The following is a 15,448-nucleotide window of genomic DNA, read 5'->3' as shown; positions in this document are numbered from 1 at the left end:
AGCAATGAAACTGATTCATTGGCTAAAACCAGGCTTAAAAATTAAAAGATGGGTATTATGTGGACTGATAGGAGTATTTCTAATTTCTATATCTATATCCTATTATTTATTTGAACTTAATTTGCTATTTAATAATTGGCTTAGAATATTATTAGGTATAGTAGGACTAGTTATATTGTTTTTTTCCTTAAGACAAGGAGTTATTTCAATTTTAGACCTAGTATACCATCCACCTACACTAACAGGTAAAAATGATGGTAGTAAGCTAGATAAAAAAATATATGATAAGAAGATTTTGGCTCGTGGACCTAAAATTGTTGTAATTGGTGGAGGGACAGGACTTTCAGTTTTACTTAGAGGATTGAAGCTTTTTACGTCTAATATTACAGCTATTGTTACTGTTGCTGATGATGGTGGCGGTTCTGGAAAGCTAAGGGAGGATTTAGGTATGCTTCCTCCAGGTGATATTAGAAACTGTATACTGGCTTTGGCAGACATGGAACCTACTATGGAACAACTTTTGCAATATAGATTTGAAGAAGGAGATTTAAAAGGCCAGAGTTTTGGAAATCTACTCATTGCATCTATGAATGGTATAAGTGGTAATTTTGAAGAAGCTATTAAGAAAATAAGCGATGTTTTAGCAGTGACAGGAAAGGTTTTACCTGTTACCCTTAGAAATATTACATTGTATGCTAAGCTTAAAAATGGAACAGTTATTAAGGGAGAGTCCAATATACCTGTAAAAAGTTTAGAGGAAAATAGTCCTATAGAAAAAGTTTTTATTAAACCAAAGGAAGCAGAAACTATTAAAGAAGCGATAGATGCTATTGAGGATGCTGATATAGTTCTGCTGGGTCCAGGAAGCCTATACACCAGCGTTATACCTAATTTACTTGTGAAGAATATTAAAGAAAGCTTAAATAAAACTAAGGCACTTAAAGTTTATATTACTAATGTAATGACTCAGCCAGGAGAAACTACTGGCTACACCGTATCTTCATACGTAAATGCATTGCTAGATCATTGGCCAGATGGATCTATTGATTATGTAATAGCTAATACAGGTATGATTAATAACATCATTAGTGAAAAATATGAAACAGAGGGTGCAGAAGTTACTAAACTAACACAAGAAGATAGAGATAAACTAAATGATATGGGTATTAAATTAATTACGGAAGATTTAATAGACATAAAAAAAGATTACGTAAGACATGATGCAATAAAATTATCAAAGATTATTATTAATTTAGTACTACAGTGGAAAGTGGCAAATGATAGAAATCGTATAATAGATTATTTTTATATACGGGAACTTATAAAGAAAATTTACTAAACTCCTTTTATTATGAGGAGTTTTTCTGATTTTTATGAATGTATTTCGACTAAATATTGAAAACTATAAGTTAATATGATAACTTATTAATATAATAAAAACAGAATTGAGTATAAGGTATATAATAATACAAAAGAGCAGTTTGAATATAAAGGAGTGGAGGGTGTGCGTGAGGAAATAAGTGCTGGTGGTGTTGTTGTTTTTGGGAATACCATATTACTTTTGAAGAAATATAACGGCGACTGGGTACTTCCAAAGGGCAAGGTAGAACTAGACGAAACCTTTGAACAAACTGCTATCAGGGAAGTTTATGAAGAAGCTTCTGTTAAAGTAGAAGTACTTCGGTACCTTGGTAAAATACATTATACCTATAAAAATAATTGGGAAGATAATAATGTTATTAATAAAACTGTTCATTGGTTTTTAATGCAATCTAGATCTATGGATTGTATACCTTTAAAAGAAGAAGGGTTTATTGATGCAAAATTCATTCATATGAATAGATCTGTTGATTTAGCGAAATATGATGATGAAAAAGAAATTATTATAAAGGCTATAGAAGAATATAATAAGACCTCACAGAATTAGTGAGGTCTTACATTAAAATAGATAATTAAAAGGTTGTGGTGTTATGTCATTTTCAGCCAATACTAAGGGCGAGCTTGCTAGAATTTATTCTGATGAACCTTGCTGTCAATTAGCGGAATTAGCAGCTTTAATTAGGATGTGTGGTACTCTACAGTTAGTAGGCGGAGCACAAAAATTAAATATTAAATTAACTACAGAGAATCCAGCAATTGCACGGAAGTTATTTAAATTATTTAAAGATATATATAAAATACATATTGAAGTAATGGTAAGAAGAAATCCTAGATTAAGAAAGAACAATCATTATCTAATGGTTGTTACGCATAATATGGGTAGTAAGATGATTTTAGAAGATATTGAAATTTTAAGAAAGGATACTAATTCATTTGATATCTCCTATGGAGCTCCCGTTGGTTTGCTACAAAAAAGATGCTGTAAGAGAGCATATTTACGTGGAGCATTTTTAGGTGGGGGCTCTGTTAGCGATCCAGAGAAAACCTATCATTTAGAGTTTGTAACCCATAGCTCAGATCATAGCGAGTCTTTAAAAGATCTAATAAATAGCTTTCAGTTAAATGCGAAGATAGTAGAACGCAAGGGAAACTATGTAGTTTATTTAAAAGAAGGAGATCAAGTAGTGGACTTATTGAATATTATAGAAGCCCACAGTGCCCTACTAGATTTAGAAAATGTAAGAATTTATAAACAGATGAGAAATGATGTAAATCGTATTGTTAATTGTGAGACAGCTAACTTAAGTAAAATAGTAGATGCGGCTATTAGACAAATTGAAAATATACAATACATTAAGGATACAGTAGGATTGGGATATTTACCTGTAAACTTACGAGATATTGCAGATCTTAGGTTAGAATATCAAGAGGCTAGCTTAAAGGAATTAGGTGAGATGTTAAATCCTACTATCGGAAAATCAGGAGTAAACCATCGTCTTAGAAAAATAGATGAAATAGCCACTAAACTACAAGAAGGTAAGAAGTGAAAAAATTAAAAATATTTAACAATTGGTAAAAGTTATGTATTGATTGTCCTAAAGTATAGAAGAAAGCTTGTTTGTAGCTTTCTTTTTTTGCTGTATAAGGTATAATTTTATATCTATTAGAGCAGATGAATTTTGAGAATTTTTTGACCTTACCAAGCTTAGTTGTTATAATATTCTTAATAGTATGGGAGGAGTGATTTTGTTGATTAATAATATTGATATCTCAAATGCAATGACTATTAAGCTAGATAATGTACTTCCAGAAATGCCTAAATTTATTGAAGGTATTAGAAGAGCACCAGATAGGGGATTTAAATTAAGCAAAGAACAGACAGAAACTGCCCTTAAAAATGCTCTAAGATATGTACCAGAAGAGTTACATGAAACTTTAGCACCAGAGTTTTTAGAGGAACTTATGACAATGGGAAGAATTTATGGATATAGATTCAGACCAGAAGGACATATAAAGGGAAGACCTATACATGAATATAAGGGGAACTGTATAGAAGGTAAAGCTTTTCAAGTAATGATAGATAATAATTTAGATTTTGATGTAGCTCTTTATCCATACGAGCTAGTAACCTATGGAGAAACAGGAAGTGTATTTCAAAATTGGATGCAATATAGATTAATTAAAAAATATTTAGAGGTAATGACAGATCACCAAACCTTAGTGATTGAGTCCGGACATCCATTAGGACTATTCAGATCAAAGCCAGACAGTCCTAGAGTTATAATTACAAATGCTTTAATGATAGGAATGTTTGATAATCTGAATGATTGGGAAATAGCGGAGCAAATGGGTGTGGCTAACTATGGGCAAATGACAGCCGGAGGATGGATGTACATTGGTCCTCAAGGAATTGTACATGGAACCTTTAATACATTGTTAAATGCAGGAAGATTAAAGTTTGGTATGGGACCTGATGAGGACTTAAGAGGAAAGCTTTTCATAAGCTCAGGACTTGGAGGAATGAGTGGTGCTCAACCTAAGGCCATGGAAATAGCAAATGGTGTTTCTATTATTGCTGAAGTTGATTATTCAAGAATAAGGACAAGACATGACCAAGGATGGGTAAATAGATATTCAGCAGATTTAGAAGAAATATTTAATATTGCGAAAGAATATTTAGATAAGAAGGAACCAATTTCAATCGCTTATCATGGCAATGTTGTAGATCTATTAGATTATGTTGTTAAAAATAATATAAAAGTAGAGCTATTGTCAGATCAAACCTCTTGCCATGCTGTTTATGATGGTGGATATTGTCCACAAGGACTAAACTTTGATGAGAGAACAGAAATGCTTAAAAAAGATAGAGAACAATTTAAAAATCGAGTAGATGAAACCTTAAGAACCCATTTTAAACTTATTAAAACCTTAGTAGAAAGAGGAACTTATTTCTTTGACTATGGTAATTCATTTATGAAGGCTATATATGATGCAGGAGTAAAGGAAATTTCTAAAAATGGAGTGGATGAAAAAGACGGCTTTATTTTCCCATCCTATGTTGAAGATATTATGGGACCAGAGCTGTTTGACTATGGATATGGGCCTTTCCGTTGGGTTTGTTTAAGTGGAGAGCATGAAGATTTAATTAAGACAGATAAAGCTGCAATGGACTGTATTGATCCAAATAGAAGAGGTCAGGATAGAGATAACTATGTGTGGATTAGAGATGCAGAACAAAATAAATTAGTAGTAGGAACCCAGGCAAGAATACTTTATCAAGATGCTATGGGAAGAACAAAGATAGCATTGAAGTTTAATGAGATAGTACGAAATAGAGAAGTAGGCCCTATTATGCTAGGTAGGGATCACCACGATGTTAGTGGTACAGACTCTCCATTTAGAGAAACAGCTAATATTAAAGATGGAAGCAATGTTATGGCAGATATGGCTACCCAATGTTTTGCTGGAAATGCTGCAAGGGGTATGAGCTTAATAGCACTGCATAACGGTGGCGGAGTAGGTATTGGTAAATCTATTAATGGTGGTTTTGGAATGGTACTAGATGGAAGTGAGAGGGTGGATAACATATTAAAGTCTGCCATGCCATGGGATGTAATGGGTGGCGTGGCAAGAAGAGCTTGGGCAAGAAATGAAAATTCCATTACTACTAGTATGGAGTATAACAAAAATAATGATGGAACTGACCATATTACTATACCTTATATACCTAAGGAAGAATTAGTTAAAAATTTAGTTGAATCTGCTTTTGCAAAAAAGTAATTTAAATAATATGACTGAAAGGGTGGACGAAATGAGCAATGTAAAAAAGATAGTTCAATGTGTACCTAATTTTAGTGAGGGAAGAGATTTAGAAAAAATAGAAAGAATAATAAATCCTTTTAGAGGTAAAGAAGGAGTTAAACTTTTAGACTATAGTAATGACTTTGACCACAATAGGGCAGTAGTCACTGTAGTAGGTGAACCTGAAGCTGTAAAGGCGGCTGTTATTGAGGCTATGGGAATAGCAATTAAGGAGATAGATATGACAAAGCACGAAGGTCAGCACCCTAGAATGGGAGCTATAGATGTTGTGCCCTTTATTCCTATTAAAAATATGACCATGGAGGAAGCTGTTGAACTGGCAAAGGAGGTAGGCAAAGAAGCTTGGGAAAAGCACAAACTACCAATCTTCCTTTACGAGAAGGCCGCTTCAAGCCCTGCTAGAGAAAACTTAGCTACTGTTAGAAAAGGACAGTTTGAAGGTATGGCTGAAAAGGTTAAAGATCCAGACTGGGCACCAGACTTTGGAGAAAGCAATATACATCCAACCGCAGGTATAACTGCTGTGGGAGCTAGAATGCCACTAGTAGCATTTAATGTTAATATAGATACTCCAAATATAGAAATTGCGAACAAAATTGCTAAAAATGTAAGACATTTAACTGGAGGACTTAGATATTGTAAAGGTATAGGTATAGATCTAAAGGAACGCGGAATTGTTCAAGTTTCCATGAATATGACTGATTATACAAAAACTGCATTATATCGTGCATTTGAGCTTATTAAAATAGAGGCTAGACGCTATGGTGTAAATGTAGTTGGAAGTGAAATAATAGGATTGTTGCCAATGGAAGCTTTGATAGACACAGCAGTTTACTATCTAGGTGTAGAAGATTTTTCAATGGATCAGGTACTTGAGTATAGAATGATGGAATAGATTTTAAAAGGTAAAAAACAGAGTATAAAACAGGAGTTATTCGAATAGTAGCTCCTGTTTTTATTGTCATTCTGAATGTAGTGAAGAATCTTACTGTAGTTTTTATATAATTACTTCGCTATAAGAATCATTGCCTAATTGTGTAATGATAGTCATATAATATTCTATGATGCACAACCAGAAAGAATTGTTTAAACAATTATTATGATTTTTACAAATGACTATGTATGAAAAATGTGGCTCAACAAAAATAATCTTTTGAAGATAATATAGTATTTAAAATTATTGTTATAGTAACCATGGATAGAAGGTGAAAACAATGAAGAATATATCAAAAATTAATTCGCATTACTCTTTATATATAAAAGTATTAAAGGTTAGCATTATTATTATAAGCCTCATATTAACTCAGATATTTGTAGTACTTTTTTATGGAAGTGAAATGCTATTTCAAAAAATTGAAAGTCAAGGAGTACCACTAACTACATTCTATGTAAAAAATCTTAAAGGATATAATCTTCCTTCAAATTTTATTGAATATGCAAAGGAAGACTCTGTAATAGAAAGATTTAATATTAAAGAAATTAAAGAGTCTGAAGCTTTCGCTACACTTAACATGGCTGAAGGTATGTACATAGTAAAATCAATTGATTCAACATATAAAGATGTAAGGGGTAAGAAGATAGAGGATCTTTCTGAAGGGGAAATAGCAGTATCCTCTTACTATGCATATACTAATTTTGGTTCTATAAAAAAAGCTATTGGTAAAACAATAAAAATACCTATTGACTATAGAGTAACAGAAAATGCAGATAATCCTCTATTGGCAAAACAAGTATATAAAAAAGATGAAATGGAATTTAAAATAGTAGCTGTATATAACCACAGTGGTCTAGAAAAAAGATATCTAAACTATTTAAGCAATACTGATGATCTAGTTGATAGTGGAAATATAACGTATACCGATCAAAGTTTTGTAAGTGATGAAACTTTTGAAAATATTGTTTCAACATATGAAGAAGATAGGGAAGATAGTTATAATCTATTGTCTAGATATCAAGTTGTCTTTAATGAATACGACAAAGAAAATGAGTATAACTTAGATGGATATTTAAGACTTAGAGTAAAAAATTATGATACATCATTTATTAAGGCAGAGTGTACATATGATTTAATTAGAAATAGCCAAAATATTAATAATACTATGAAATTTATTAATATTTTTCAGTTTATATCTTTAAATATGTTAATGTTTTCTGCATTAACATATTTAATATACTTACAGAATAGATATACAAAGCCATTTTTTGATACTTTATATAAGATAGGCTACAAAAAGTCGAAACAGAAACTAGCTGAATTATTACATGAAGGGTATATATGTCTTTTGGGCATAGTCGCATGGTTTATAGGAAATATATTAATTAAAATCATTTTTGGATACAAGGTTATTTATTTACAAGACTTGTATCAATTTAATCTTACTATAATTAAATATTGTTTTATAGTAGCAATTATACTGTATCTATTTACAATGCTACTTCACATTGTTTTTAAGTACATAGCGAATAAGCCTAAAGTTATTAAAATTAGAACAAATGAAGCAGGTAAAGTAATAACAAGAAAATTTTATGTTAAAAGATTTTTAAATATATACTTTAATAAATATCTTATATTAATGCTTATAACCTGTATTTGCTGGAGTGGATTTTTCTCAACAAATCACATGGTAAATGCTTTAGTAGATATATATCAAAGTGCAAATGTTTTAAAGTATGACGTATCTGCAAGAATGACAGGAGAGGTATTTACAAGTATACACGAAGATATTAAAGATTATGCGATTGTTCGTGCTGAGTCAAATAACTTTTTTATACATAAATATGATAATAATGAAACAGCAGCGATATATAAAGGAACTGTAGTGTGGTTGTACGGAGATGCAAAAAAATTTCTTGATTCTCCTAAAATAGGAGATTATCCAGACTTTACAAATAATCCTACATTAAAGGATTTTATAGAAAAGTATCCTTACTATTTAACATTAGGCGAAAGATTTAATGAGCATTATGAACTAAATAAACATAATCCATTTGAATTTAGAATTTGGATAACTAAGTCTATAGCAGATAAGCTACACTCTGAGGTAGGTTCTTTTATAGAATCCTTTGTAGTTGGAGGGTTTCAGAATACTGCAATATACCCGGTCGCAGGAATTACGAATATATTCTCTAATAACGGTGATACAATTTATATCTTTCCAGGCCCATCAAAAAGTGCAGTATTTACTAGTGCCATAAAAAATAGAAAATATGCAAACGGCTTTTTTGATGTAATTATTAACTTAAAGCACAGAGAAGCTAAAGAAGAATTTATTAGCAAATTAGAAGAGTTCGGAGCAGAAGAAAAAGTGTATGATATTAAGGTAAATAATAATGATAGTATAAAGAAAAGTATAGGAGCATTAAATACAAGAATAAATAGATTTATTATGACAATAACTTTTATATTGTATGGAGTATTACTAATAGCTCTATACACGTGTAAAAAAGAGGATGATATATTAAGTCAAAGTAAAAACATTAAAGCTTATTATAATATTGGTTTAGATTCTAAAGATATCATGGATAGCATGAATATTTTAAATATATCAACTCTAATACTTGGGACAGCATTAGGATTTATTATATCTATTATTTTTAAAAGTAGATTTACGGATATTATATATGACTTAATGCAGGTAATAAAGTAGAAAGGTGAAGGTATTTATGTATGATATACAAATAAAAGAACAGAAATATGGGGAGCTAGTAGTTTTGCAAAATATGAATTGCAATATTGAAGAAGGAGATTTTATAGCTATCATGGGGGAAAGTGGCTGTGGTAAAACTACATTTTTAAATATTATTTCAGGAATTTTAAAAGATTATAGTGGAGAAGTGTATTTGAAAGACATGGCTTTACATAAAAAGACAAAAAATCAGCTTTTAAATATACGAAGAGAAAATTTAGGGATGATATTTCAAGACTTCCAATTAATTGATTTTTTAAATGTAGAGGAAAATATTAGACTTATAAATGATAATATTAAAGACGAAGAAATTGAAAATATATTGACGAAATTAGGTATTGAAGATATAAAAAATAAGACTTTAAATCAATGTAGTGGGGGACAAAAGCAAAGAGTTGCAATTGCAAGGGTTTTAGCAGGTGAAAAGCGAATTATTCTTGCAGATGAACCTACAGCATCCCTTGATGCTAAAACTTCAGAAGAAATAATGAAATTATTTACTGCACTTCATGAAGAAGGGTATACAATTATTATGATAACACATAGTCCTCAAATAGCATCCTACGCAGATAGAATTCTTTATCTATATGAAGGAAGGTTTCAAAGAGAAGTAAATTTAACAGGAGTAATACAAAAAGAAAAATTAAAACAAATCATCCAGATTATAGGAGAACACTATGAAGAGAATTTGGTATAAAGAAAACAATAATTAGATGAACAATAAAGAGGATTATATCCATGAACAACTTATCTAAATTTAAAATAAAAGATATTAAACACACTAAAAGCAGGAGTTATCTGAAGAGGTATCTCCTGTTTTCTTTTGTAAGTTTTTATGTAATCTATTATAATAGAAGTAACATAAGATAATTTAAATATAAAAAAATTATAATTTTTTTACTTTTAGAATAAGTGAGGTGAACTAAAAATGGACAGTAACTTTGTTCATCTACATGTCCATACAGAATATAGTCTTCTCGATGGTTTTACTGTTATAGGTAAGGTGATGGATAGGGTAAAGGAATTGGGAATGAATGCTATAGCAATTACTGACCATGGTACTATGTTTGGTGTAGTGGACTTTTACAAAGCGGCAAAGAAAAAAGGAATAAAGCCTATAATAGGCTGTGAGGTGTATACTGCACCTAGAAAAATGGTGGATAAAGATCCACAAAAAGATAAATACCAAGGTCATCTTGTATTATTAGCTAAAAACCAAGAAGGTTATCAAAATATAATTAAACTAGTATCTAATGGATTCTTGGAAGGATTTTATTATAAACCACGAATAGATTACGACGAACTTTCAAAGTATAGTAAAGGGATAATCGCCCTAAGTGCTTGTTTAGCAGGGGAGATCCAGCAGTTTTTACTTCAAGATCAATACGAGAGTGCTAAGAGCTTGGCTCTGCGACTTAAGGAGATGTTTGAAGAAGATAGCTTTTATTTAGAGTTACAGGACCATAATATGGACGAGCAGAAAAAGGTTAATTTAGGTTTAGTAAAGCTTAGTAAAGAAACAGGAATTCCATTAGTGGCCACTAACGATATCCACTATATCAATAAGGAAGATGCACAGGCGCACGATATTTTACTTTGCATACAAACAGGGAAAATAATAGAAGATAAGGAACGTATGAAGTTTCCTAATGATGAATTTTACTTAAAATCTCCAGAAGAGATGAAGGAGCGTTTTGCCTTCGCACCAGAGGCCATATATAATACAGTAAAAATTGCAGAGCAGTGCAATGTGGATTTTGATTTTGATACAATCCATTTACCAGAATATGAAGTGCCTAATAATGTATCTAAAGCAGACTATTTGAGAACAATTTGTTTTCAAGGACTTGAGGCTCGATATAATCCAGTAACAGAGGAGTTAGAGAAGCGTTTAAATGAAGAGCTTTCTATTATTGAAAGAATGGGCTATGTTGAATACTTCCTTATAGTTTGGGATTTTATTAAATATGCAAAGGATAATAAAATACCAGTAGGGCCTGGCAGGGGTAGTGCAGCAGGAAGTATTGTTTCCTATACACTAGGTATAACCGATGTTGATCCAATTAAATATAATCTTATTTTCGAACGTTTTTTAAATCCAGAAAGAATATCTATGCCGGATATAGATATAGATTTTTGCTATGAAAGACGGGAAGAAGTTATAGATTATGTAAAGCAAAAGTATGGAGAAGATAAGGTGGCACAAATAATCACCTTTGGAACTATGGCGGCAAGGGCTGCCATTAGAGACGTCGGTCGTGTTATTAATATGCCATATAATGAAGTAGATAAAATAGCTAAGCAAATTCCATTTGCTATAGGTATGACAATAGATAAAGCCCTGAATATGAATCCTGAATTAAAGAAAATATATGAAGAAGATAGACAAGGTAAATATTTAATAGATATGGCTAAAAGGCTAGAAGGAATGCCAAGACATGCATCTACCCATGCTGCAGGTGTAGTAATAGCTAAAAAGCCATTAAAGGAACATGTGCCCTTATACGTTCATGATGATAATAGTACTACCCAATTTACTATGGGGACATTGGAGGAGTTAGGGCTGCTGAAGATGGATTTCCTCGGTTTAAGGACGTTAACAGTAATTAAAGACGCTCTAGAGCTTATTGAAAAGAACCATGGTATTAAAATAGATTTTGCAAATTGTAACTATGAGGATGAAAAGGTTTATGACTTAATTAGTAGAGGGGAAACATTAGGGCTATTCCAGCTTGAAAGTGCTGGAATGATTCAATTTTTAAAGGAGCTAAAACCAAATTGCTTTGAGGATATTATTGCAGGAATTTCATTGTATCGCCCAGGCCCCATGGATTCTATACCTAAATATATAGAAAATAAAAATAAGCCTGGGGCTATTGAATACATGCATGAAAGCCTAGAACCTATATTAGATGTTACCTATGGTTGTATGGTGTACCAAGAGCAGGTTATGCAGATAGTAAGGGATTTGGCTGGATATAGCTATGGTAGATCTGATATTGTAAGAAGAGCCATGGGTAAAAAGAAAATGGATGTAATGGAAGAGGAAAGGAAGAACTTTATATATGGAATAACAAATGAAGAGGGCGAAGTAGAGGTTCCTGGATGTATACGAAATGGTGTGCCAGAGAAAGTAGCGAACAAAATATATGATGAAATGATTGACTTTGCCAACTATGCCTTTAATAAATCCCATGGTGTGTCCAGTTCTCACATATAATACTCGAAAGAGCCAAAAGTGAGCAGATTCAAAAGAATCTGAACTAATGAAACGATTTGGAGAGTGAAATCCTCTCCCACCACAATTATCCAGAGTGGTGACACTGATACCCCGTTATGCATGAGCTAGGTGGTACTGGCGAGTGTGTAGAGCACGGTAAAGTCGTGATGCTTGATGCCTCCCCTTTGACATAAAGAGGCTATATAGAGCGGGTGTCCTTAAAAGTTCTAGCATGGTTAGGAATACGAACCCTTGTGTGAAGCATCGTAATTGTTGCCCGACAGCACAAAGTCGGATTTTAGGACTGATACAAGTAGTCGTGAGGTACTTGTATCCAATGATAGAAATATCAAAGGTTTAGAGATGATTAGGATAATTAGTTTCTAAACAGTCCTCGGTGTAGAGAGGGAACCTAAACTAGAACAAAAGAAGGGATAGTTTCATTGGAACTGGAGAGGACTCAACATTGGAGAATACCACTTCAATGAAGGTGTTGAGGAGTCAGAGGAGTCATAGTAATGATGAGGAGTAGCCGTTAGTCACTATAGACAGCAATGTTTGAAGGAGGAGAAAACTACTCGGAGTGAAGGACTCCAGTCGGAACAAGAAGTAATCTACTGACGACATGCTAATACGAACCCTTCGTATGAAGGTGGAAGTTAAACAGTCTTAACCAACGGAGGTGATGTCACTTGCGTATGTGGTTAAAAAGGCATGTAGTCGAAAACGAACAACAACTACAAAATACACTTGACTTAATATACAAGAACTCAAAAAGTGATGCTGAAATATATGACATAATTGAACTGATGAAGAATGAACAAACAATTATTACAGCAATACACAATATTAAAGCAAATAAGGGTAGTAAAACAGCTGGTATAGATAAAAAGGAAATAGATTATTATCTGCAAATGGATAACAATAAGTTATTAAAACTAATCATCAAAGCAATAGAAAACTATAATCCACAACCTGTTAAAAGAGTTTATATACCGAAGGAAAACAGAAAACTTAGACCTCTAGGAATACCAACTATAATTGATAGAATAATACAAGAAATAACTAGAATAGTAATCGAACCAATAGCAGAAGCAAAATTCTATAAACATAGTTACGGTTTTAGACCTTATAGAAATGCAGAACACGGTATAGCAAGAATAGTTAATGTTGTAAATAACTCTAACTGTAACATAGCTATAGAAGGTGACATTAAAAGTTTCTTCGACAATGTAAATCATAATAAACTCATTAACATCATGTGGAGCATGGGTATTAAGGACAAAAGGGTCTTAAATATAATTAAGAAGATGCTGAGAGCAGGAGTAATGGAAGATGGGTCACTGGGAAGTTCAGAAATTGGTACACCACAGGGCGGAATAATATCACCATTACTAGCTAATATATACTTGAATAGTTTCGATTGCTTGTCACCATAAGAATCCTAATCTCCCACTGAATCAAATTAACAAACTACCCAATCTAGCATCATTGTGTAAGAGCTGTCACAATTTAGTACATTCGGAATTAGAGACAGATAACAAAAAGATAATTCAGCTTCGGAAAATATTTAAAAATGTTGTTTAGTAGATGAAATCCCTAAGTATAGAGTAATCATACGATAAAGGAATCAGAAGTTTAACTTCTAACTTGTTTCGATGGAAAGCCGTGTGCGGTGAAAGTCGCACGCACGGTTTGGGTCGGGGGAAAAGGTAGAGATAACATCAAAGCCTTACCTATCGACATCGGCTGCCTATGCAGTTTTAGCCTATCAAACTGCTTATTTAAAGTGCTACTACAAGGTAGAGTTTATGGCAGCTCTTATGACTAGCGTTATGGGCAATACATCAAAGGTAGTTCAATACATTCAAGATTGTAAAAAACAAGGGATAGAAGTATTGCCGCCTAGTATTAATAAGAGTGAAGCTAAGTTTACCGTTGAAGGAGAAGGCATAAGATTTGCTCTAGGTGCTGTTAAAAACGTAGGTATAGGTATGATAAATAGTCTGGTTAACACTAGGCAAATATCAGGAGATTTTACAAATTTTCTAGACTTCTGCCAGAGAGTAGAGTCCAAAGATATAAACAAAAGAGCTGTGGAGAGTTTAATTAAATGTGGATCATTTGATGCTATGGGAGCAAATCGTGCACAGCTACTTTCAAGTTATGAAACGATTATGGATAGCATACAACAGGAAAAACGTAGAAAAATAGATGGACAAATAGATCTTTTTCAAATAAACGAGGAGATTGATGTTTCAATAAACCAAATTAATCTTCCAAACATAAAAGAGTTTAATGAAAAAATAAGGCTAAGTATGGAAAAGGAAGTAGTAGGTATATATATTAGCGGACATCCTTTATCAGAATTTGAAAAGGAACTGGAGAATATTGTTACAGTTAATAGTTACGAGCTTTCTCAGGCTATGGATAATCTAGAAGACTCTACATTAAAGGATGGACAGTCCATAGTTGTAGGAGGAATGATTACAGAAGTAAATACTAAAATAACAAGGAATAATCAACTTATGGCATTTATAGTTTTAGAGGATTTATTCGGGACTATAGAGTGTATTGTTTTTCCAAAGACTTTTAAATATTATAATAATCTTGTTCATGAGGAAAGTATTGTATTTTTAGAGGGAACATTAAGTATTAAGGAAGAGGAACAACCAAAGATTTTAGTTAATACAATAAATCCCCTAGTGAAGGTGTCAGAAACTAATTTAAAAGATTTAGGTAAAAAAAATGGAAATAAGCTATTTATTAAAATTAGATATAAAAAAGATTGGCATCTGATCGAAGCAATAAAGCCAACCTTAAGAAGATATAAGGGAGATGTACCTATAATAATTTATATTGAAGAAAGTAATGAAAGACTTCAATCTGATAGGGGATTATGGGTAGACCTAAATGAGGATATAATGAATGAGTTAGTTAGCTTTTTTGGTAAAGAAAATATAAAAGTAGTTTAATATAAAAATTGCTATTATATAACAAAATAAATTAGTATATGTTATAATATGAGGGGAATTAGGAGCAAATTAAACTATATAAATAATAAATATTATATTTAAATTATAGAGGAGGCCTAGCAATGTGGACAGTTATATATATGGCTAATACACGTGTAGATGCGGAAGAAGTAAAAAAAGTACTAGTGAAAGAGGGCTTCTTAGTTAAGATTAAACCTATTAGTAAAAATAATGTAGAAGGAACCTGTGAAGTTTTAGTACCAAGAACAGAGGCAGAAGAGGTTCATTCTATTTTAATTCAACTTGGACTTTAATTTTAGAGTTCTGCAAGTATTTGAATAGTAGCATATGATTTTAGACTTGTA

11 protein-coding genes are annotated in these 15,448 nt (G+C 32.1%); all 11 read left to right on the top strand.

Annotated elements, in window-relative coordinates; genetic code table 11:
- Positions 1–4 precede the first annotated feature (4 nt).
- Complete coding sequence (locus HYG84_RS01535; protein WP_212380108.1) at positions 5–1,339, top strand: gluconeogenesis factor YvcK family protein; 1,335 nt, start codon at positions 5–7, stop codon at positions 1,337–1,339.
- A 165-nt stretch (positions 1,340–1,504) separates the two neighbouring features.
- Positions 1,505–1,927 (top strand): NUDIX hydrolase, encoded by a 423-nt coding sequence (locus tag HYG84_RS01530; RefSeq protein ID WP_212380106.1) that lies wholly within the window; start codon positions 1,505–1,507, stop codon positions 1,925–1,927.
- A 43-nt stretch (positions 1,928–1,970) separates the two neighbouring features.
- Positions 1,971–2,927 carry a DNA-binding protein WhiA gene (gene whiA / locus HYG84_RS01525; protein WP_212380104.1) on the top strand — a complete coding sequence of 319 codons (957 nt, stop codon included), beginning with the start codon at positions 1,971–1,973 and terminating at the stop codon, positions 2,925–2,927.
- Positions 2,928–3,129: 202 nt separating this feature from the next.
- Positions 3,130–5,160 (top strand): urocanate hydratase, encoded by a 2,031-nt coding sequence (locus tag HYG84_RS01520; RefSeq protein ID WP_212382021.1) that lies wholly within the window; start codon positions 3,130–3,132, stop codon positions 5,158–5,160.
- A 31-nt stretch (positions 5,161–5,191) separates the two neighbouring features.
- Positions 5,192–6,097: a glutamate formimidoyltransferase gene (gene ftcD, locus HYG84_RS01515; protein ID WP_212380101.1), complete on the top strand. Its 906-nt coding sequence runs from the start codon at positions 5,192–5,194 to the stop codon at positions 6,095–6,097.
- 319 nt (positions 6,098–6,416) lie between these two features.
- Positions 6,417–8,849, top strand: a complete 2,433-nt coding sequence (locus HYG84_RS01510; RefSeq protein ID WP_212380099.1) for a hypothetical protein — start codon at positions 6,417–6,419, stop codon at positions 8,847–8,849.
- A gap of 16 nt (positions 8,850–8,865) precedes the next feature.
- Positions 8,866–9,585 carry an ABC transporter ATP-binding protein gene (locus tag HYG84_RS01505; RefSeq protein ID WP_212380097.1) on the top strand — a complete coding sequence of 240 codons (720 nt, stop codon included), beginning with the start codon at positions 8,866–8,868 and terminating at the stop codon, positions 9,583–9,585.
- A gap of 231 nt (positions 9,586–9,816) precedes the next feature.
- Complete coding sequence (locus tag HYG84_RS01500; RefSeq protein WP_330655537.1) at positions 9,817–12,108, top strand: DNA polymerase III subunit alpha; 2,292 nt, start codon at positions 9,817–9,819, stop codon at positions 12,106–12,108.
- Between the two features lie 698 nt (positions 12,109–12,806).
- A complete protein-coding gene (locus tag HYG84_RS01495; protein ID WP_249168736.1) occupies positions 12,807–13,547 on the top strand; it encodes a reverse transcriptase domain-containing protein in 741 nt (246 codons plus the stop codon).
- Between the two features lie 372 nt (positions 13,548–13,919).
- Positions 13,920–15,083, top strand: coding sequence for a helix-hairpin-helix domain-containing protein (locus tag HYG84_RS01490; protein WP_212380093.1), 1,164 nt, complete (start codon positions 13,920–13,922; stop codon positions 15,081–15,083).
- A 122-nt stretch (positions 15,084–15,205) separates the two neighbouring features.
- On the top strand, positions 15,206–15,397 hold the full coding sequence (locus HYG84_RS01485; RefSeq protein ID WP_212380092.1) for a hypothetical protein: 192 nt from the start codon (positions 15,206–15,208) through the stop codon (positions 15,395–15,397).
- Positions 15,398–15,448 lie beyond the last annotated feature (51 nt).

It is taken from the genome of Alkaliphilus sp. B6464, from assembly GCF_018141165.1.
In the GTDB taxonomy this organism is placed as follows: domain Bacteria; phylum Bacillota; class Clostridia; order Peptostreptococcales; family Natronincolaceae; genus Alkaliphilus_B.
Note: the sequence above shows the minus strand (reverse complement) of the source record. Positions and strands in the feature narration are given on the sequence as shown.